General features: G+C 48.9%; 17 protein-coding genes. 14 read left to right on the plus strand and 3 right to left on the minus strand.

Going from position 1 to position 19961, the window contains the following annotated elements; genetic code table 11:
- Positions 1-342: 342 nt before the first annotated feature.
- Complete coding sequence (locus IPN95_24395; GenBank protein MBK9452507.1) at positions 343-885, plus strand: hypothetical protein; 543 nt, start codon at positions 343-345, stop codon at positions 883-885.
- Positions 860-3100 (plus strand): T9SS type A sorting domain-containing protein, encoded by a 2241-nt coding sequence (locus IPN95_24400; GenBank protein MBK9452508.1) that lies wholly within the window; start codon positions 860-862, stop codon positions 3098-3100. Before IPN95_24395 ends, IPN95_24400 begins: the two co-directional genes overlap by 26 nt.
- A gap of 136 nt (positions 3101-3236) precedes the next feature.
- Here the strand turns inward: IPN95_24400 and IPN95_24405 are convergent, their stop codons facing one another.
- From IPN95_24405 to IPN95_24415, 3 genes are all read right to left on the minus strand, one after another.
- Positions 3237-4547, minus strand: coding sequence for a hypothetical protein (locus tag IPN95_24405; protein ID MBK9452509.1), 1311 nt, complete (start codon positions 4545-4547; stop codon positions 3237-3239).
- 70 nt (positions 4548-4617) lie between these two features.
- Positions 4618-6234, minus strand: a complete 1617-nt coding sequence (locus IPN95_24410) for an MFS transporter (GenBank protein ID MBK9452510.1) — start codon at positions 6232-6234, stop codon at positions 4618-4620.
- 28 nt (positions 6235-6262) lie between these two features.
- Complete coding sequence (locus IPN95_24415) at positions 6263-7990, minus strand: MFS transporter (protein ID MBK9452511.1); 1728 nt, start codon at positions 7988-7990, stop codon at positions 6263-6265.
- A 437-nt stretch (positions 7991-8427) separates the two neighbouring features.
- Between IPN95_24415 and IPN95_24420 the strand changes: the two genes are divergently transcribed.
- The 12 genes from IPN95_24420 (at position 8428) to IPN95_24475 (ending at position 19955) form a co-directional block, all read left to right on the plus strand.
- The gene (locus IPN95_24420; GenBank protein MBK9452512.1) at positions 8428-8838 is read left to right on the plus strand and encodes a hypothetical protein; all 411 of its coding nucleotides are present in this window, start codon (positions 8428-8430) and stop codon (positions 8836-8838) included.
- A 55-nt stretch (positions 8839-8893) separates the two neighbouring features.
- Complete coding sequence (locus tag IPN95_24425) at positions 8894-9478, plus strand: TetR/AcrR family transcriptional regulator (protein MBK9452513.1); 585 nt, start codon at positions 8894-8896, stop codon at positions 9476-9478.
- Positions 9475-9870 (plus strand): hypothetical protein, encoded by a 396-nt coding sequence (locus IPN95_24430; protein ID MBK9452514.1) that lies wholly within the window; start codon positions 9475-9477, stop codon positions 9868-9870. The genes IPN95_24425 and IPN95_24430 overlap by 4 nt, the downstream gene beginning before the upstream one ends.
- 5 nt (positions 9871-9875) lie before the next feature.
- The gene (locus IPN95_24435; protein MBK9452515.1) at positions 9876-10361 is read left to right on the plus strand and encodes a hypothetical protein; all 486 of its coding nucleotides are present in this window, start codon (positions 9876-9878) and stop codon (positions 10359-10361) included.
- Between the two features lie 264 nt (positions 10362-10625).
- Positions 10626-10913 carry a hypothetical protein gene (locus IPN95_24440; protein ID MBK9452516.1) on the plus strand — a complete coding sequence of 96 codons (288 nt, stop codon included), beginning with the start codon at positions 10626-10628 and terminating at the stop codon, positions 10911-10913.
- Between the two features lie 13 nt (positions 10914-10926).
- A complete protein-coding gene (locus IPN95_24445; protein ID MBK9452517.1) occupies positions 10927-12258 on the plus strand; it encodes a TolC family protein in 1332 nt (443 codons plus the stop codon).
- Positions 12259-12260: 2 nt separating this feature from the next.
- Positions 12261-13331, plus strand: coding sequence for an efflux RND transporter periplasmic adaptor subunit (locus IPN95_24450; GenBank protein MBK9452518.1), 1071 nt, complete (start codon positions 12261-12263; stop codon positions 13329-13331).
- Positions 13332-13343: 12 nt separating this feature from the next.
- The gene (locus IPN95_24455) at positions 13344-16454 is read left to right on the plus strand and encodes an efflux RND transporter permease subunit (protein MBK9452519.1); all 3111 of its coding nucleotides are present in this window, start codon (positions 13344-13346) and stop codon (positions 16452-16454) included.
- Positions 16455-16581: 127 nt separating this feature from the next.
- Entirely contained in the window at positions 16582-17193 is a 612-nt protein-coding gene (locus tag IPN95_24460; GenBank protein ID MBK9452520.1) for a methyltransferase domain-containing protein, read from the plus strand.
- A gap of 692 nt (positions 17194-17885) precedes the next feature.
- Positions 17886-18638, plus strand: coding sequence for an iron-sulfur cluster repair di-iron protein (gene ric / locus IPN95_24465; GenBank protein MBK9452521.1), 753 nt, complete (start codon positions 17886-17888; stop codon positions 18636-18638).
- The gene (locus IPN95_24470; protein ID MBK9452522.1) at positions 18635-19102 is read left to right on the plus strand and encodes a hypothetical protein; all 468 of its coding nucleotides are present in this window, start codon (positions 18635-18637) and stop codon (positions 19100-19102) included. The genes ric and IPN95_24470 overlap by 4 nt, the downstream gene beginning before the upstream one ends.
- 142 nt (positions 19103-19244) lie before the next feature.
- On the plus strand, positions 19245-19955 hold the full coding sequence (locus IPN95_24475) for a hemerythrin domain-containing protein (GenBank protein MBK9452523.1): 711 nt from the start codon (positions 19245-19247) through the stop codon (positions 19953-19955).
- Positions 19956-19961 lie beyond the last annotated feature (6 nt).

Genomic DNA, 19961 nt, shown 5'->3' on the forward strand with positions numbered 1-19961 from the left:
TGGAATAATTAGCTGGATCAAGACCTTCGGCCTTGAAACTTCGTTTGTGACGCCAACCACGGACTTCGTCCGTGGCTATCGTTGTTCAAGTCCTTCGGACTTATCCGGCAATGCCTCACACCAAATTTTCACGGATTATATCGATGTAAGTTCCTTGTCTAACGTCACTACTTGAAAATTTCCATTCGACCTGCTCACCTGCAAAGACGCGCAGAAGTACCCGTAATCCCATCCGAACGGATTCGATGCTCTGATTTACCCTTGCGGCAAGTTCCTTGGAATCAATGGTATTTTTATGCATCTTGGAATAAGGAAACGGGTGACAATTCCAGGAAATAGATCATGCGAAGTAATTATAGAATTTTCCGATATGCCCTTTTGCTACTACTCTGGTCTGCAAATGCCCAAACCGTACTTTCCCAGCATTTGGAATGGGCCAAGCAAGTGATGGGGAATTGGGAGACCTATCCGAAGGCAGTTGCGACGGACCAAATGGGAAATGTCATCACTGTGGGCAGCTTCTTCAACACGATTGATCTCGATCCGGGACAGGGGACGTTTATGATTACCGCTCCGGCATGGATCTCCAACACTTTTATCCAAAAATTGGACAGCAATGGCAATTTCGTCTGGGGCGCTACCGTCGCCAGCAGTACATCATTCAATTCTACCCGCGACTTGCAGATCGACGCTGCTGGCAATCTTACCATCGCAGGTTATATCCATGGAACAGCCGACTTTGACATCGGTGCCAGGATCGATTCATTGACCGCTGCGAATGGAATCTATCTCCTAGGGTATCCGCAAGGGGCCAATACCTCGGGGCAAGAGGAATGGAGAATGCCTACCTTCTTCAGATATGGGTTCGGTTTTGGCATTAGATGATGCAGCAAACGTTTACCTTGTTGGTGTAAATCACGCGAGTGTCGATGTAGACTTAGGAGCGGGTGTACAGCAATACAACGCAGTGGGAATGCAAGATTGTTTTGTTGTGAGTTACGACTCAAGCTTTGCCTTGAGATGGTCTTTACCCCTGAGCAGTAGCGGTCAAGAGCTTGGATATTCCATCGCATCAGATACCACAGGCGTATATGTAACCGGTAGCTTCACTGGTCAAACCGATGTGGATCCGGGACCCGGAACCTTTTTTTTGAACAATACAGCCGGCACTTCAGGATTTATCATCAAGTATGGCCTGGGTGGGCAATTGATCTGGGCGGGGGAGTTGACTTCGAGCTCGAGCAACCTCAACCCCTTTGGAATTGACTTGGACCGTGGTGGTGATGTCGTCTTAGTGGGTGTCTACAACGGTGCTTGTGATATGGACCCTATGGCGGGTGTCAGCATGATTTCGAATTTACTTGGAGATGATATTTTTGCCGTACGGGTCGATCGAAACGGTCAATTCCTCTGGGTGAAACATGTGGGTGGATTGGATGGCGATGCCGCGAACAACGTGACCGTGGATGCTGTTGGAGCGGTCTACATCTCCACCTCGTTTTATGATACGATTGACATGGATCCCGGACCGGGGACCGTTCAATTGACAGTGGTAGGGCCGAACATCCCGGATGCTGCCCTGCTCAAACTCGATGCGATGGGTAATTTTGTATGGGTCGCCGAGTTGAGTGGCAACGGCACTGAAACCTTTGCAGACGTGACGGTTGATAACCAAGGGAATATTCATGCCGTTGGCAGTTTTCAGCAAACTGTGGATTTTAATCCATCGCCAGTGGATTCCTTTCCTTTGACTGTATTGGGCTACATGGATGGCTTTTTCCTGCATTACATCCAAGACAGTTGCACCGATCTGGGCGTTCAAATAGACAGTGTCGCGCATGTCACCTGTGCAGGGCAACAAGGTTATATGGCAGGTCAGGGGACCAATGGTCATCCACCGTATTCGTACCAATGGAATACCATTCCACCGACCCAAAGCATGGCGGCCACCACCGCGATTCCCGGAATCTATACCTTGGACGTGACGGATCAATTGGGTTGTTTGGCCCAACGCTCCGTGGCCGTGATCGGGTCCAACTTCCCCAGCGGTTTTGACTTGCAAGTGAACCTTGTCGCCGGCGTTTTCAGACCCGGAATAGCCACCAACTTGGTTTTGGATGCCTACAATGCCGGCTGCGTTCCCATCTCCGGTATAGTCAAGCTCGCCTTGGATTCACAGGTCACCTATCAAACGGCAACCCCATTGCCCGCATCCATCATCGGCGACACGCTCATCTGGAATTTTCCCATGATGAACTTCGACAGCGCACACTTTACTGCCAACATTACAGTGATCACGGACACCACCGCTAATAATTTTGACACATTGCAGTTTGCGGCCATCGTCACGCCGTCCCTTGGCGATCAGCAACCCTTGGACAATTTTCGACTGGATTATGAATTTCCCGTCGTCAATTCCTACGACCCCAATCAAATCAGCGTTTATCCGCCCGGCCACTGCGAAGAACACTACGTGCAGCGCGGGACGCCCCTGACGTACACCGTTCAGTTTCAAAATACCGGAACCGCTGAGGCTTTGGAAGTGATGATCGTCGATTCCATTGAAGCGAATATCAATTTTTCCACGATGACCTTCCGCGCTGCCTCGCATCCCATGATTTTGGAGGTCGGTCCGGGGAATGTGCTCAAGTTCATGTTTCACAACATCCATTTGCCCGACAGCAACACCAATGAACCTGCAAGCCATGGCTATGTGATTTTTGACATCCTGGCAGTAAGCAGCATTTCGTCTGGCACCGTGGTCAGCAACCAAGCGGCCATTTATTTCGATTTGAATGCCCCCGTTTGGACCAATATTACCTCTAATACCATTGTCGATGTCATACCGGCCTGCGCCGTCGGAGTCGCTGAAAATGAACCGGATGAGCTCAGCATTTTTCCCAATCCGGCCTCGGTGCAGTTGACGTTGCGTTCGACGGCACCAATCGGAGAGGTCACCGTGTACAACCTGATGGGGCAGTCCGTTTTGTTATCCCAATTTGTCGATGCTCAAGAATTGCAGATCGGCGTCGCTGTTTGGCCTAAGGGAATTTACTTGCTGCATGCCCAAGGGAAAGTCCGGCGGATTTTGGTGCAATAGGCTTCGGAAGGGAACCATGTGGTTGCTGCAATGGGTTTGCCTTCTGACCAAAAAAAAAGGCGATGCCCAATAAAGTGGACCTTCATTGGGCATCGTTTTTTGAGGAGATTCGCCGACCATCAATCGGACGCTTGTCCTACATCTTCAACCCACTCTTCGGAAACTTGATCATTCCCGGTCTTACCAACAACATCAAATAGGCCCAATTCTGGGTTTCGTTGATGTCGCCACCACGAACGGCGGCAAACGATGCTGTCGGTAATAAGTGGGAATAGCCCGCTTGTACACTCACGTAATCGGCAATGTTGTAGAGGAAGGTCACGTCCACCTCCGTGCCAATATACGCCGGCATTGCCTTGATTTCAGTGAGGTTGGACAGGTCGCGAATGTCAGCTCCGGCCATGAAAAAGTGACCTTCAGCCGCAGCAATGATCTTTTTCGTATTGAAGACGACTTTGAAATAAGGATCAGTCAGTCCTACGCTGTTGGCGAAGTTGCCGACATAAAACAAGTCCATATAGCCGTTGAAGCGGTGATTGGTCCCGTAAAATGGCATAAACGAATGGTTGGCCTTGTTCGCCGTATCCGTTTGGCTTGTGCCGCTCAGCATTTCAAATCCTGCGATCAATTTCAGCTTGTCGATCGGTTTGAACGAAACTTCCGCGGAGGCTTCATACGCCGAAATGTCCTTGTTCGCGACATCCTTGCCCATTTGGTAATAGAAAGTCGCATTCGCCCCCAATTTGTTTTTGGAATAGGCACCGCGCAATCCGGCCGTTTGGCTGAAACGTACGCCCGAATCATCGATCACATTATTGGTATCCAAATGCGTCCATTGCAGGCCATTGTTCAAGAACAAGAAACTCAGGTTCAAGTCCTTGAGCTGCTTCGAGACATAGGCATATTGGAAGGTTTTGTAGTTGTTGGCGACCGTATAAATCGTCGAATTGCTCTGTTCGCGGTCTTGGTTGTAGGCGAATCCGGCATGCGCCTTCCAAGTGCTGTCTTCGTATTTGAAGATGGCGGCATCATGTCTTCGGGCAAACAAGGCCCAATCCAACGAACCGAAAATGCGGTCCTCATCGTAGGCAATCTCCTGACGGCCAGCCTTCACGGTCATATTTTTGTTGAGCAGCAATTCGGCATTGGCTTCGTGGATGGAAAAAAGCCCCGAAACATCGGCAGAACCGTTGGCGGTTTGACCCCAAGTTCGCACGTCCTGTGCCGAGATATTGAGGCGGAATTTTTCATGAGTGTATTTCATTCCCATCCTTGCGCGTTGTCCGACAAAAAATGCCGGATTGGCGTTGGTTGCAGCGGGGGTTTGGAATCCGTGGCGGTATTCACCACGACCCATGTACTGCGCCGTCCAAGTAACCTGCCCAAAAGCCGTCGTTCCGAGGCAAAGCAGTAGCAGCGCTGTGACAATAAGCGAATGCGTTTTCATAACTTTTAGAAATTATTTTGAAAGCAAATTGAATTCGTCGAAAGCTAGATGAATCGACGATTTTGCCCTTTTAGCAAGGACGTTCAGCGCCTTTGCGCTGATAGTAGTACCAGTTAATGACCGTCGCCAAGATCGCAAAAGCAATCAGGCCATAGAAAAACGGCGCGGCACTTTTTTCGCCGGGAACCGTTCCCGAAGCTTTGATGATATTGCCGATGGCGAGGTTGAATAGGAATGGACCGAATGCTGCGACTGCGGCCGTCCATCCGATCACGCCCGCAGCTTGCCTTGGATTGTGTCCAAAAACAATCGGGTACTGCCGGAAAGTAGCGGCATTGCCAATCCCGGTGAAGAAAAACATGCCCAACATGACCCAAAGGAACATGTCAAACTGCCCAACATTCGTTGGTGCGACCAATCCCAAAGCTACCAACAACACGCAGCCAACAATCAAACCAATGCCCGACAACGTGGTGAGAATGGCGCCGCCCACTTTATCAGCGACAAATCCAAACAGAACCCGGCTTGCCGAACCGATCAGCGGACCATAGAAGGCATAGACCAACGGTTCAGGTGCGCCTTCAAATCCGCCATACAGCGACTTGATCATCATCGGAAACACCGCTGCCAATCCCGCAAACGAACCGAAAGTCATCACATAAGTGATCGTGCAAAACCAAGTATGCTTGTCTTTGAAGATGTCCAATTGCTCTTTGAAAGACGCCTTCATCGGTACACTGCGCAGCCAAATCCAAGCCACAATGCCCATGATCAGCAGCAATGGCGCATACCAAAAAGCAGCAGATTGGACATGAATTTCCTTGTTTTTGACGCCCTTTGCAGCTGGATTGATGCCTTTGATGACCTTTTCGGCGACTTTGGGATTGAGGCTTGTGATCGCCTTCGTTTTCATCTTCGCGGGCAAATGCGCAAAAATCGCGGCATTGTCAGCAAATCCGGCCGTTTTGAGCGAATCCACCTTTTTGGCATCCGCAGCCTTGATCAATTTCTCCTGTATTGCAGGATCTTGAGCAGAAAAAATCGCGGAATGATGCGCCAGACTTGTCGAATCCGTTGCTTGAATGCTTGCGGTCACTTCCTTCGCATCAAAGCTTGTGAAAACCTCCGCCGAACCGTAAATGGCCAATCCTAGCATCACAGGCGTCATAAATTGCGCCAGGCTTACCCCGAAATTGCCGATACCGGCCTGAATCCCAAGCGCAGTACCTTGAAGGCGTTTCGGAAAGTGCACCGAGGTGCTCGGCATAAAGGAACTGAAATCCCCACCGCCAAAGCCTGCCGTGAATGCGAGCATCATAAAAACCCAGAAGGGCGTCGTGGTATTCATCACTGCCAAGCCGATGCCGATCACCGGGAGCAACTTGGCAAAGGTGGACAGCGTAATCACATGGCGGGTGCCGAATTTCGGAAGGAGAAAGGTATGCAGAATGCGGAGCAATCCACCTGCAAGGCCAGGCATGGCTGCCAGCCAGAAGAGTTGATTCTCGGTGAATTTGAAGCCGATTCCCGGGAGTTTCACGACAATCGCACTCATCATGAACCAGGAAGCGAAGGACAGGATCAGCGACAGGGTGGTGATCCAAAGGGTGCGCCAGGCAATTTTCTTGCCGGTCTTTTCCCAAAATTCCTTGTCTTCCGGGAGCCATTTTTCTTGCCAAGTAGCCATAATCGATATTTTTTTGAATGCCCTCCACCTACCTCACAACACGCAAGATGGGACAAGGAGCTGATTTGAAAATCTTAAATGTACGTTCACCCATGAGCAACTGCCCGAGGGGGGATGTTTTGTGGCTTGCCAGCAAAATCAAATCTGCTTTGCGGTCATTCGCCAGAAAGGCAATCGTCTCTGCCACATCACCTTCCGCCACAATGCTCTCCAAATCCTCGACACCCAAAGCACGCAATTTGGTGGTTTCTTCTTGCATGCTGATTTCGGTTTCCTTCAGCCAATCCTCCCGAATGGCTTTCCACTGCGAGGAAGTGGTGTGGACAAGCGTATCGTGGAATCTGTCTTCGACATGCACCAAAATGAGCTTTGCGCCAGAGATTTTTGCGAGATAGGCGGCCTCCTGATTGGCCTTGTCCGTGAGTTCGGATTGGCCAAATGGATACAAAATCGTGCGGTAGCCAGCCCGTTTGGACACTGCTGCATATCCGGGAGCTGCCACTTCCGCGAGTTTGGGCACCATCAAAGGGACGTCTGTGATGACAGGTTGCCCGGTCCTTGCCTTGCCGCCTTTGTCAATCCATTTTTGCGTCCATTTTTTCTGGGAAATGCTCAGCACCACGAATACAATCAAAGCAAGTACGCCGAATGCCAAAAATCCCCACGTAAAGCTGCCGGTGTGTTGCTTGGATATGCCCATAGCGTTGGGAATAAAGCTGCCTCCCAAAGCGCCGACTTCGCCGATCATGCTGCTTGCAACCACTGTTGTCAATGGCCACCGAAGCGGTACCATCTGAAACAAAGCCCCGTTTCCTGCGCCTAAGGCTGCAAAACAGAACATAAAGACGATGGTTGTGAGCCAAAGTAACGGCGCAAAGCCCAAGGCAATCATGCTCACCATGACCAAGGCAAAAACCAACGTAAGCATGTTGATGCCGCCCCAGCGATCCGAAATATAGCCACCCAAGATGCGGATGCCCGAACCCATAATTGCCGCCAACATCGTCAATTGGCCGGCTTCGATCTTGCTCACTCCAAATTCGTCGTGGAAGTACGTCGGCAAAAAGCTGCTCAATCCAATAAATCCGCCAAAGGTCACGATATAGATCAGGTTAAAAACCCATCCGTCCTTTTCAAAGAGGCAAGAGATATGCTCTCTAAAGGTCTGTTTTTCACGATCCGGTGGTTCCTTTGCGAAGATGACCATCACCACAAACGGCAACAACATCGCAAGGGCAGCGAATCCATACACCGTGCTCCAGCCATAATTGGTAGCGAGCGGCGGTGCAAACAAAACTGCCAAAACGGTTCCAGAGTTCCCTGCCCCCGCGATTCCCATCGCCAAGCCTTTGTTTTTGGCCGGAAACCAACCCGAACCCAATGAAAGCGCGACCCCGAAGCTTGCACCCGCGATCCCGAGCAGTACGCCCATGGCGATCACATCCGTAAATGTGTCCACCATCAAATAGCCATACAACATCGCCAACATGATCAGCCCCATTTCGGTAAGTGCCGCATTTTTTCGGCCAATGTATTGGGACAAAACCCCCAATGGAAACCGCATGATCGCGCCCGCCATGATCGGAACGGAGATCATAAAGCCCTTCTGTTGAGGCGTGAGTCCGAATGATTCGCTAATGAAAGGTGCCATGGCACCGTTCAGCACCCAGATCGCAAAGCAAAAGTCAAAATACAGAAACGATGCGAAAAGCGTTCCTGGGTGACCTGACTTGAGAAATGTCCTAAAACTTGACATACATCAATTGGTTATTGATTCGACGGCCAAATTAGAGGGTGTTACGAGTGTGAAATATGACATGAATCACTAAATGTAACAACCTTTGTCACGCAAATCCTAGATGAATGGAAGATTTCGCAGATTTCATACACTCAGTCATCCATCGTGCTCAAACTGACTTCCCTCGACTTTTAGGATAATGTAGTGGTTGAATCGTTCAGCGGTTCATTGGCAGCAATTCATCTCGAAAAATATCCTCGTTCACCCAACTTTTTTGACATCGACCACGCGCCACTTTTTTCGAATGTTCAAATCAGATGCTCGCAAAATCTCCCGACACGCACCATGACCTGTGTGACAAAAGTCACAAACCTATCTGATGCTTGGGCTTGCTTTGTTTCCAGAAGTGTCTTTGTTTTGTAAGTGATTATTCACTTACTCTTATTTGAACACTGATGAACGGTAAAAACAACATTGCAATCGGGTTCTTGACCATGGGATTTTTCATGGCGTATGGCTTTTTACTGATTTATCTTCGCGATTTTGCGCCAGGAAAAGAGGAGTGGGTGAACAGTTATTCGATCGGCAAGCATTTTGAAACACGGCTTGCACACGTCCACGGCAACCTTTTTGCCTTTTTGAATATCCTGATGGGTTACTTGCTGCTACATTTCAAGGACAAGTTACACAACATAAAGGTGATCTCTTGGCTCGCCTTGTCTGGTTTGTTGATGCCATTGGGAATCTTGTCGGAGGTCTATTTTGGATTGCCCCCGATTTTGGTGTTGGTCGGCGCGATCACGATGACAGCCTCCGTGATTTGGCTTGGAATCTCCTTTTGGAGAATGAAGGTGCAGACGGCGTAACCGGAGGGTTGACCATAAGGAAGGAAGCGGAGGAAGTTAAAAAACAACGAAAATCATGAACGAAAGGCAATTTGAAATTATCACTGCTGCGGGCCGATTGTTGACAAGGTCGGGGGTTGCTGGCTTGACAATCAAAAATCTGGCTTCCGAAATGAAGTTTACGGAAAGTGCCATCTACCGCCATTTTAAAAGCAAGGAGGCCATTATCATCGCAATGCTCGATTACCTTGCACAGACGATGGATGACCGGCTTAGAAGTGTCCTTGAAGGTGTGGAAGGTGCAGAAGCCAAGTTGACGGCTTTGTTTCATGACCAATTTCAGTTTTTCAAGGATGCTCCCCATTTTCTCGTCGCTGTATTTTCAGATGGCCTTTTGGAGCAAAGCCATGCCATCAATGAATCCATTTTGAATATCATGCAGATGAAAACCAAGCACCTTTTGCCCCTCATCGTCACCGGTCAGAAGGAGGGAGTCTTCACCACTACCGTGGAAGCCGATCACATTAGGCATATAGTCATGGGGGCGTTCCGGCTCCACATGTTCAAATGGCGTACATCCCAATTTCAATTTGATATCGTCACGACGGGTGATGCCTTGGTAGAATCCATCCTCGTATTGATACATGCCAATAGAAAATGAAAAATGTCCTCAAATACATCCTTGTGGCTGTGCTTTCAGTATTTGGACTGCTGACGTTGTTTCTCAGTACCTCAGTAATCTTTGACCTGTTTGGGATCAGAGCCAAGGAAGGAAACTATGTTTTGTTTGTCGTAGCTGCAAATTTTCTCGCGAGCCTAGGCTACTTGATCGCGGCAGTGGGGATCATCAAATCCCGGCAATGGGCGACGAAATTGCTTGCATATGCCACGGCCATCCTTTTGGTAGCTTTCCTAGCATTGATGTTTCATGTGAATGCCGGTGGTCTGTATGAGACCAAAACGATCGGCGCGATGATATTCAGGACTTCCTTGACCTTGCTTTTTACTTTGAGTTCCTATTTCCTTATTTCTCGTACACGTAAAGTTGAATGAAAAATATGAAAAATTCACTTGTGTTATTAATGCTGATGAGCGTGCTGATTTACAGTTGTGAAAAGCAACCCAGTGAAAACGCTAAAACGGAGGCAGGAGCCACCCAGACAGAAACCGATGCAACGCATGAGGATGGCCAACATGCACACACGGAATCAACCAACAAATTGTCCTTGGACAATGGGGTAAAATGGAAGGTCAATCCTGAAATGATGGTCCATGTGCAGCAGATGAAAACCGACATTGCCAAATTTGCTACGGAAACAGCGGGCGATTACAAATTGCTCGCGGACAAGCTTACGAAAGGCAACGACCAATTAATTGCAAGCTGCACAATGCAGGGCGCGGCACACGAAGAATTGCACAAATGGCTATTGCCCTTCATCGATTTGGTAGGACAATTCTCGAATGCGACCGATCAGGAAACCGCCAACTATACGTTCCAGTTGGTCCAAAATTCGATTAAAGAATTTGATGAGTATTTTGAATGAGACCAGTTGGGCACAAACAATTGATTGTTAAGGTTATAGGCTAAGGTCCTTGGGTGCAGTCCAAAACGTAGGAACATGATCACAATCATCGAATACAGTGACTTGGGTACCACAATGAGACATTCAAAATGTCGTAGTTTGGGTAGAATAGGATGGCAAGATGAAAATGCTTCTGCTGTCTCTAAATGTATCAATTTCGATACTTGTTTGCACCGAAAATGCCCATAACCATCCTTGGGGCAAAAGAATTCAAAATTGAAAACAATGAACGTCCAAGAACTCCATTCACCAGATAAGGAAGTCAGTACCAAAATGTTGTTTGCCGCGACTTCCGGCAAGGTCATCGCCATGCAAATATTGGCAGAGGGCCATTTGAAATCACATCAAACGCCTGCGCTTGCCCTACTTGTGTTGATCACAGGCAAGGTCGTCTTTGAAAATGAAAACGGGATGCATGTAACACTGCTACCGGGAGATTATGTAGAGATCGAAGCCAATGTAAAGCATTGGGTCAAGGGACTCGAACGCAGTCAGCTCCTCCTTATTCAATAAAAAAATTTATGCCATGAAGTTAGTAAGTATTCACAAACATGTACTGGCGCTTCTGTTGAGCTTGCTTGCCTTCCAAGTGGCAAGTGCGCAGATGTGGTCAATGGAGCAGTGCATCGACACAGCACTTGTGGCCAACAAAAATCTTCAAATGGGGAGGAACAATTTGGAAATGGTCACTGCGAAGCAGCGAGAAGCCAAGGCCAATCTCATTCCCAAATTGACCGCCAACGCAGACTACAAATACTTCACCAATATCCCTTACCAACTATTGCCATTGTCAATATTTGGTGGGCCAGAAGGCCAATTTAAGGAGGCTCAATTTGGTGTGCCGCACAACGCCAATGCAAACTTGCAATTGACTCTCCCGATCTACAATCCGCAATTGTACGGTGCAATCGAGACAAGCAAGGTCGCTGCGGATTTCACGACCCTGCAATACCGGAAGTCAGAGGAGCAGATCGTTTTCGAAGTATCCAATCTGTACTATAATGCCGTGATTTTGCACCATCAAATGGTCTTTGCAGACAGCAACTTGGTCAATGTACAAAAACTCGCAAAGAACCTGCAACTGCTTCAAGATCAGCTGATGGCCAAAGGTACAGACGTGAGCAAACTTCAATTGCAAGCCGCCCAATTGGCAACGCAAAGGGCCTTGCTTGAGAGCAAATACCTACAAATACTCAATGCCCTTAAGTTTGTAATGGGGCTACCGCCCGACCACACAATTGAAATTGACCACCGCATCGTTTACACCAACAATGCGGAATACAATAAAAGTTCAACCATCGATATTCAGTTGGCTGAGATGCAGTATCGGATGCTTACCAGAGACCTGGTGACGTTGCGCAACTCCAAGCTACCGTCTCTGTCCTTTTTTGGGACCCTTGGAACAACGGGATATGGATATGACAAGCAGCCAAATGCCTTTTTCAAACTTTATCCGATTGGTTTTGTAGGGATCCAGGCGTCCTATCCTCTGTTCAATGGAACTGTGACACAGCGCAAAATCGATCAAAAAAGAATCGAGCTGGAAAATGCGGATCTACAAGTCGCCTACTTGATGGATCAAAATGCGATGCAGATCGCCAATGCAAAAGCGCAAAGACAGGCCACACAACGATCCATCGAGACTTTTGCCTTACAAATCCAATTGAGCCAAACCATTTATGCGCAAACGGTCCTGCAACAAAAGCAAGGGTTGGCAACGCTGACAGAAATCTTGTTGGCTGACAATGCCTTGCGGGAATCACAGCAAGGTTACCTGGCCGCTGTGGTTGAATACCTCAAGGCAGACTTGGAATTGAAAAAATTGACAGGGAACATCTCCACTCAAAAAGCGAATTGAAAATGAAAAAGCGCACCTCCATCCTCAAGAAAATCCTCTACATCGTGTTGCCCTTGGCACTCATCATCGTCGTGGTGGTCAAGTTGAAGAGCAACAAAGCCAAAACGGAAGAAAAGGTCTACCAATTTGACAAAAGCCAAGCCCTCAATGTCTCGGCAGATACTGTACGCTTGGGCGCAATCGACGATGAACTGTCCTTCACAGGCACTTTCGAAGCCAACAAGGAGACCAAACTCAGTGCTGATGTCCAAGGGAAAATCAACAACATACTTGTAGACGTAGGCAGTCTAGTGCACAAGGGTCAATCATTGGTGCAATTGGACAATGCTTTGCTGCAGTACCAATTGCAAACAGTAGAACTTCAAATCAAAGGTCTGGAAGTGGATGTTGCGCGATTTGCAATCCTGGCAGAGGCCGATGCAATTCAAGGTGTGCAGCTTGAAAAGGCGCAACTTGGACTTTCAACCGCAAAGGTGCAACGGGCAAGTTTAATCGAGCAAATCAGCAAAACAACGGTGAAAGCTCCGTTTGCCGGCGTGGTCACCGCCAAGCTGAATGAAGTGGGCGGTTTTGCCGCGCCCGGGCAGCCACTCTTGCAAATCACGGAAATTGCTACGCTGAGATTTACAGTCAACGTTCCCGAAGGGGATTTGGGACAATTCACCGTTGGCAACCCATATTCCATCGTTGCCGATGCTTACCCGACCTTGGAGTTGCGCGCCAAAGCCACCATGATCGGAAGCAAGGCCAATGTTGGAAGCAGTTTCCCCGTACAATTCACCCTTCAGAATACACCTGACCTGAAAATCAAAGCGGGGATGTTTGGAAAAGTAGCAGCAACCACGCCAAATACGGAGGAAGTGATTGCAATTCCGACTTCGGCCATGTTGGGTACCGAAGGCAACCGCAAGGTTTACATCGTCAAAAACGGGAAGGTTTTCCTGCAGCCTATCACAGTCGGGAGAAGGAATGAAAACAAGGCAATCATCGACGGTGGTCTCAAGATAGGCGATGTTTTCGTCACCAATGGATTGATCAATCTTTTTGACAGCGCCAATGTGATCGTCAAATAAAACCACTTTGCTATGAATATCACCGAAATTTCTATCAAGCGGCCCTCTTTGATCATCGTGCTTTTCAGCGTGCTGACATTGTTGGGATTCATTGGCTACAGCAACTTGGGATACGAGTTGATGCCAGACTTCAACCAGCCTGTGGTGGTCATCAAGACGGTCTATCCAGGGGCAGAGCCCGGAGAAGTCGAAACATCTGTTTCGCGCAAGATCGAGGATGCACTTTCCAACCTCGAAGGCGTGGACTACCTCGTCACCAAATCACTCCCCAATGCTTCCGTGATCATTGCAAACTTGAAATATGGGACTGACCTGGACAAGGCAATGCAGGACGCCCAGCGGTACATCGACAACATCAGGAAGGACTTGCCGCAGGATATTTTGAGTCCCGTCATGAGCAAGGTTTCGCCCAACGACTTGCCGATCATGTCGGTAAGCGCCAGTAGCAATTTGCCGGGCAAGGAGTTTTACCAAAAAATGCAAGACGAGTACCTTCCACAGATTCAGCAACTCAAAGGCGTTGCCGAAATCACCATCCTCGGTGGGGAAGAACGTGAAATTCAGGTGCGCGTCGATCAAGAGAAACTGAAGCTCTACAAAGTGTCCTTGACGCAGGTCATCGAATCCATCAACCGTTCCGGACTTGACCTCCCCGCAGGGAAGGTGCAATCGGCCGAGGAAAGCAATTCGGTGCGGCTCACGGGGAAATTTTTAACACTTGCCGCCATTGAAAATGTTCAGATTGCGATGCCCTTGCAGGGTAGCCCCATCTATGTAAAGGATGTCGCAACGGTCGTAGATGGCACTAAAGAGACCAGTTCCATCAGCAGGTACAACGGGAAAAACGGCATTGGTCTCATGATCAAAAAGCAAGGAGATGCCAACGCCGTTGCTGTTTCTACCTTGATTCGAGAGAAATTCCTTGCCATTTCTCGTGAGAATGCCAGCGCAGGGGTCAACTTTATCATCGCCGATGACAGCACCGACAATACGATTGCGGCCGTCGATTCCGTCATTTTTGACCTCATATTGGCGGTGTTGTTGGTTTCGCTGGTCATGCTCCTCTTTTTGCGCAGTTTCAGAAACTCCTTGATTGTGTTGGTGGCGATTCCGACCTCATTGGTCACGGCATTCGCAGTCATGTGGTTGTTGGGCTACACGCTCAACTTAATGACTTTGCTGGCGATGTCATTGATCATCGGGATTTTGGTGGACGATGCCACGGTGGTGCTGGAAAACATTCAAAGGCACTTGGACATGGGAAAGGAAAAGCGGTTGGCGGCTGCGGACGGCAGGCAGGAAATTGGCTTTTCTGCCTTGTCGATCACCTTGGTGGACGTCGTGGTATTCATTCCCATCTTGTTTTTGCAGGTATTTGTGGCCGATATGCTCAAACAATTCAGTGTGGTTGTGGTGACATCCACCCTCACAAGTTTGTTGGTGGGTTTTACGCTCACGCCTTGGATGGCCTCAAGAATTGGCAAGAAGGAGGACTTGAAGCCCATCAATATCTTCAACCGGTTTTTGCTTGGTTTTGAGCATTTATTGGAAAGTTTTATCGAATGGTATGGAAGACGTTTGGAATGGGTCCTCCGGCATAAATTGGTCTTCACGGGGATTGTCCTGCTGCTCTTTGCGATGACATTGGGCATCATGAAGCAAGGCATCATCGGTCAAGAGCTGATCTCAACGGGTGACCAAGGAAAATTTCGATTGAATCTCGAGTTTGACAAATCGACTTCGATTCAGCAAAATGACCGCGTAGCCCAAAAGATTGAAAGTTACTTGTTACAACAGCCCGAGATCGCCACAGTATTCAGCAACGTGGGCGGTCCAAGCACGGGGATCGGAAGCCTCGGGGTTGGTTCACCCAACAAGACCGAGTTTACCATTCAACTCAAGCCTGTGGACAAGCGCAAGAAGCAGCCCACGGAAGAGTTCATGAAAAAACTGCGTGACGACTTGCGAAATGGCTTTCCAGGGATCAATTATTCGATGGCCACGCTTGGGCTGATTCCGCGCACCGCCCCAATCGAGCTGACCCTTAGTGGTAGCGACCTGGACTTGGTGATGCAAACAGGGGCGAAACTCAAAGACGCCTTGGAAAAGATCAAAGGAGCAGACAATGTGCGACTATCGGTCGAGGAGGGGAGTCCCGAATACAAGGTCATTCCCGACAAGGATAAAATGCAGCGCTTAGGCCTTTCGACCGCTTATGTGGGCCTCAATTTGCGTAGCGCATTTACCGGAAACGACGACGCTTCGTTGACTGAAAACGGGACTGAGTTTCCCGTGCGGATATGGCTCAATGGTTTTGATCGGCAAAATTATGACGATGTGCAGCAATTTACCATCATCAACCCAATGGGCTTGGCAGTGGAGGTTGGTCAATTTGCAGTCGTCGAGCAAAGCAACAGCCCATCGCTGTTGGAACGCAAAGATCGGCAAGCCGCAGTCACACTCACGGCGGATGCCTTGGGTAGGCCCTCGGGAACCGTTGCAGGGGAGGTAGTTACCTATCTCAAAAGTAATCCATTGCCTGCCGGAATAGAGATGACATGGGGCAGCGACATCAAACGGCAAAATGACAGTTTTGGCGCACTGGGCATGGTTTTGCTGCTCTCGTTTGTTTTGATCTACCTGATCATGGTGGCATTGTACGATAGTTTCATCTATCCTTTTGTCGTCTTATTCTCGATTCCCGTGGCAGCAATCGGCGCATTCTTTGCATTGAACCTGTCGATGAGCAACTTGAGTTTGTTTGCCTTGCTTGGCTTGATCATGCTCATGGGGTTGGTTGTAAAGAACGCAATCCTCATTGTCGATTTTACCAATCAGCTCAAGGCACAAGGCAAGCATTACAAAGAGGCGCTGATCATCGCTGGCAAAGGTCGCATGCGTCCGATTTTAATGACGACGCTCTCCATGGTGATTGGCATGCTACCGATTGCACTAGGGTCAGGCACAGCAAGCGAATGGAAAAATGGCCTTGCGTGGGTCATCATTGGCGGCTTGCTTTCATCTTTGATTTTGACGGTTTTTTTAGTTCCAATGGCCTATTACGTCGTCGATAGGATCAAGGAAAAATTCAATTCGAGGAAGGGCGAAGCGGGCTTGATGTAGCCATTGTGGAAAATGTTTTTAATAAGATGCGTGAATATGCGCAGTATTTTGCTTGCCTGATGTTTGTTTCAATAAATTCGAACTGAAATCTATTGCTTTGCAAAGAACTGAAACGAAAATAGAACTTATGGAAGATCGTCATGCACACTGGGAAGAGGTGTACGCTAAAAAGCAGCTCCACGAGGTGAGTTGGACACAGGAGCGACCTGAGACCTCCCTACGGTTCATCAGCGAGGTGGGACTGCCGACCACAGCAAGCATTATTGACATTGGGGGTGGGGACAGTCGCTTGGTCGATTGCCTGCTTGAAATGGGATTCACCGACTTGACTGTACTGGACATATCCGAGTCGGCGATTGCAAGAGCAAAATCTAGGCTTGGGGCCCGCGCCAACGGCGTGACATGGGTCGTCGCCGACATCGAGGATTTCGTGCCGGAAAGGAGCTACGACCTTTGGCATGACCGCGCTACCTTCCATTTCCTCACCACTCCGCAACAAGTCGAAGCATACGTGGCAAAGGCGGCGATTGCCGTCAGTGGCTACCTCACGATTGGTACGTTCAGCGAAAATGGGCCTGAGCGATGCAGTGGATTGCCTGTCAAGCAATACTCCGAAGACGAGCTTGCCCTAGTCCTAGCCTCGGGGTTCAGGAAGATTCGATGCACACATGAGGACCATTTCACGCCGTTTAATACCATTCAGAATTTCCTATTCTGCAATTTCGGGAAGGCGGCATAGAACTTGGGAGATTTAATGATCGGCTCCTTTCTGGCCGATGCAAACCTAAGCCTGGAAACCGGCAGGCTCAATCGGCTATCGCCAACCGAGCAGGGATGCATTGTCTTCGCGATTGAATGAACAGCACGCCCTTGCCGCAGGCATCACAGAACGGATCGCAGATGTTGCAAACCCGAACTAGGCAATGCCCCAAGTGGAGCGCAAGATGGGGAGTGGTGTGGTGGACGGCATGGAAGTAGCCGAACTGTGTGATTGGATGGTGATCAACCTTGAAGCATTGCAAAAGTGATTGAACACCAAATCGTTCCTTGCACAAGGTTTGCACTCCCTCGAATACCGTGTGAAAGCGAAAAGCGGATGGAAACCGCCTTGGTACGAGAAAACGTATGCCAGGTGGTGTGGGGGGGCGGGAGCAAGGGCATACGCCTTTGCTTCCTCCTACCCGATTAGAAAAAGGTTTCCAACATCGTAACGACCCGCCGCAGGCGGGTCGAGCATTTTGAAATGGTGAAGTACCCGATATGCATCTTTTGAAATTGTCTCACCGAAATTTCTGATAGATATTGTTCGTAAAAATGATGTGTATCATATAAAATAGATTCTATTGCCGCTAGTTTTGTTTCCGAAGGACAATGTCAAACGTATTGTATGACGGAGGTCCGGAAAAATGAAGCGCTAAAAGCAAATACAAAATGAAAAATCCCCAAGAACTCTCACAGCAAAAAGTAGGCGAAATCGTGCTTGCCAACCCGAATGCAATGCGTGTCTTCACGAAGTTTGGTATCGATTTTTGTTGCGGTGGCAAGCTGACGCTTGAAGTCGCATGCAACAAGCGCAAATTGCAATTGTCTGATGTGGAACAGGCTTTGGTCGAAGCTGCCATTGCCGCCGAAGCCCCCGACACCCTTGAAGATCCGCAAAATTGGGCCTTGGATCGCCTTGCTGACCATATCGTGGGCAAGCATCATGCTTTCGTTGCCGAACAAACGCCCGAAATTTTGCGATTGCTCGACAAAGTGAGCAAAAGGCATGGCCCTGAGCACCCTGAATTGTACGAGATGAATTCGATTTTCCAGGCAGTCGCTGGCGAATTGGCGCAACACATGAAGAAAGAGGAGCTGATCCTTTTTCCTGCGATCAAGCGCCTTGCCTTGGTAGATCGCGGAGAGGCTGTCTATCAAACACCACCCTTTGGTTCCGTCGCCAATCCCATCAACATGATGGAAATGGAGCACGAATCTGCCGGCGGTGGCTTGGATCAGATTAGAACGCTTGCCAACAATTTCACTTTGCCTGAAGGTGCCTGCATGAGTTATTGGCAGGTCTATCAATTGCTCGACGCCTACGAAAAAGACCTTCACGTACACGTTCACTTGGAAAACAATATCCTTTTCCCCAAGGCGATTATCCTGGAATCCAAATTGACGCAAATGCAACACGTATGATTGCCAAGGCCAACATCGACCTCGCAAAAAGTGAACTTGTACGCCAAGCGCTCAGGTTCTGGTTCGCTGACAACGACCACATCCGTTCGCCATTTCCGCAATATATCCAAGTGGAAACGCAACGGCAATCGGTCAAAAAATTTGGGGAATGGCTTGACCACCTCACCGAAAAAGCCAAGGACGACGTCAACGATGAAATCCTCGCGGAGAAATTTGAAGAATGCCTGTTTGAGGCCGCATTGGAACTGGTAGAGGAGGAGGATGAGCGGATTACGCTGCTGTATCCATTTCTGCCGAGGATCGGCGACCCGGTTTCTTCGCAGGTCGAAGGCCCGGCCCATCTGCCCTCTCATGTAAAGGCACGCAAGCTTGTATCCGAAGGAGACAATAAATATCTTCAGCTGAGCATGCAGGAAGATGCATCCGACAAAACTTGGGAAACCAAAATGGAATTGCCTGCGTGATGTCACTTGCTACGGCTGTGGTGGAGAGTGGAAAGTGGAGAATGATAAAGAAAATCAACTCTCAACTCTCCACTTTCAACTCTCCTCGAATTCGGCACGATGCTGATCCATTCAAAAACAACTCTGAACTCAATTCAAAGCAATGAAAATTATAGACACAGTAACAGGAAAACGCCTCGACGGTCTCGACAAGAAGACGCAGGCGCAATTGGCCAAGTCCGATCCCGTCAAACGCAACGTGGAAAAGGGCTTGGAAGACGAGGAATATTCACCGATGGATCCGCCGGAAGCCTACGAATTGACGGGCGACCTCAAGGATTTTAAAATGGAAGACCTCTCCACGCCGCTTCAGGCGTTGGTGCACGAACATGAGGAAGGCATGAAAATGGTGACGGCATTCGAAGCGGCCATGATCGCTTTCCGGGACAACCAATTCCAGCTCAATGAAGGTCTCAACGATGCCTTTACGACCTTCTTCAGCTATTTTGAAGACGAATTCCTTGCCCACAATCGCCGCGAAGAGAAATATCTTTTCCCGATCATGCATGAGCGCCTGATTGCTTCTGGTGAGCATAGCAAAGGTGAGCCCAAAACTACGGCAGTGGATTTGTTCGAAGACGACCATGTGAAATTTATTCAGTTGGCTGCCCTCTGCTTTAACTTCTTAGGACTCGGCGTTCGTCTGCGTGACCCGCGTTCGCAGTTGTTGGTGATGGATGTCGCGGTCAACAATGGCCTGGAATTGGTCGAATTGATCAAACTCCACATTTTCCGCGAAGACCACACGCTTTTCCCGCTCGCGCAACGCCTCCTTTCGCTTGAGGAACTCGCTGCCATCGAGGCCAAACTCTAATTCACT

The sequence above is a fragment of the Bacteroidota bacterium genome (assembly GCA_016718825.1).
In the GTDB taxonomy this organism is placed as follows: domain Bacteria; phylum Bacteroidota; class Bacteroidia; order J057; family JADKCL01; genus JADKCL01.

Coding starts and splice junctions, on each gene's coding strand:
- IPN95_24395 (MBK9452507.1), top strand. CDS start 343: ATGCGAAGTAATTATAGAATTTTCCGATATGCCCTTTTGCTACTACTC.
- IPN95_24400 (MBK9452508.1), top strand. CDS start 860: ATGGGTTCGGTTTTGGCATTAGATGATGCAGCAAACGTTTACCTTGTT.
- IPN95_24405 (MBK9452509.1), bottom strand. CDS start 4,547: ATGAAAACGCATTCGCTTATTGTCACAGCGCTGCTACTGCTTTGCCTC.
- IPN95_24410 (MBK9452510.1), bottom strand. CDS start 6,234: ATGGCTACTTGGCAAGAAAAATGGCTCCCGGAAGACAAGGAATTTTGG.
- IPN95_24415 (MBK9452511.1), bottom strand. CDS start 7,990: ATGTCAAGTTTTAGGACATTTCTCAAGTCAGGTCACCCAGGAACGCTT.
- IPN95_24420 (MBK9452512.1), top strand. CDS start 8,428: ATGAACGGTAAAAACAACATTGCAATCGGGTTCTTGACCATGGGATTT.
- IPN95_24425 (MBK9452513.1), top strand. CDS start 8,894: ATGAACGAAAGGCAATTTGAAATTATCACTGCTGCGGGCCGATTGTTG.
- IPN95_24430 (MBK9452514.1), top strand. CDS start 9,475: ATGAAAAATGTCCTCAAATACATCCTTGTGGCTGTGCTTTCAGTATTT.
- IPN95_24435 (MBK9452515.1), top strand. CDS start 9,876: ATGAAAAATTCACTTGTGTTATTAATGCTGATGAGCGTGCTGATTTAC.
- IPN95_24440 (MBK9452516.1), top strand. CDS start 10,626: ATGAACGTCCAAGAACTCCATTCACCAGATAAGGAAGTCAGTACCAAA.
- IPN95_24445 (MBK9452517.1), top strand. CDS start 10,927: ATGAAGTTAGTAAGTATTCACAAACATGTACTGGCGCTTCTGTTGAGC.
- IPN95_24450 (MBK9452518.1), top strand. CDS start 12,261: ATGAAAAAGCGCACCTCCATCCTCAAGAAAATCCTCTACATCGTGTTG.
- IPN95_24455 (MBK9452519.1), top strand. CDS start 13,344: ATGAATATCACCGAAATTTCTATCAAGCGGCCCTCTTTGATCATCGTG.
- IPN95_24460 (MBK9452520.1), top strand. CDS start 16,582: ATGGAAGATCGTCATGCACACTGGGAAGAGGTGTACGCTAAAAAGCAG.
- ric (MBK9452521.1), top strand. CDS start 17,886: ATGAAAAATCCCCAAGAACTCTCACAGCAAAAAGTAGGCGAAATCGTG.
- IPN95_24470 (MBK9452522.1), top strand. CDS start 18,635: ATGATTGCCAAGGCCAACATCGACCTCGCAAAAAGTGAACTTGTACGC.
- IPN95_24475 (MBK9452523.1), top strand. CDS start 19,245: ATGAAAATTATAGACACAGTAACAGGAAAACGCCTCGACGGTCTCGAC.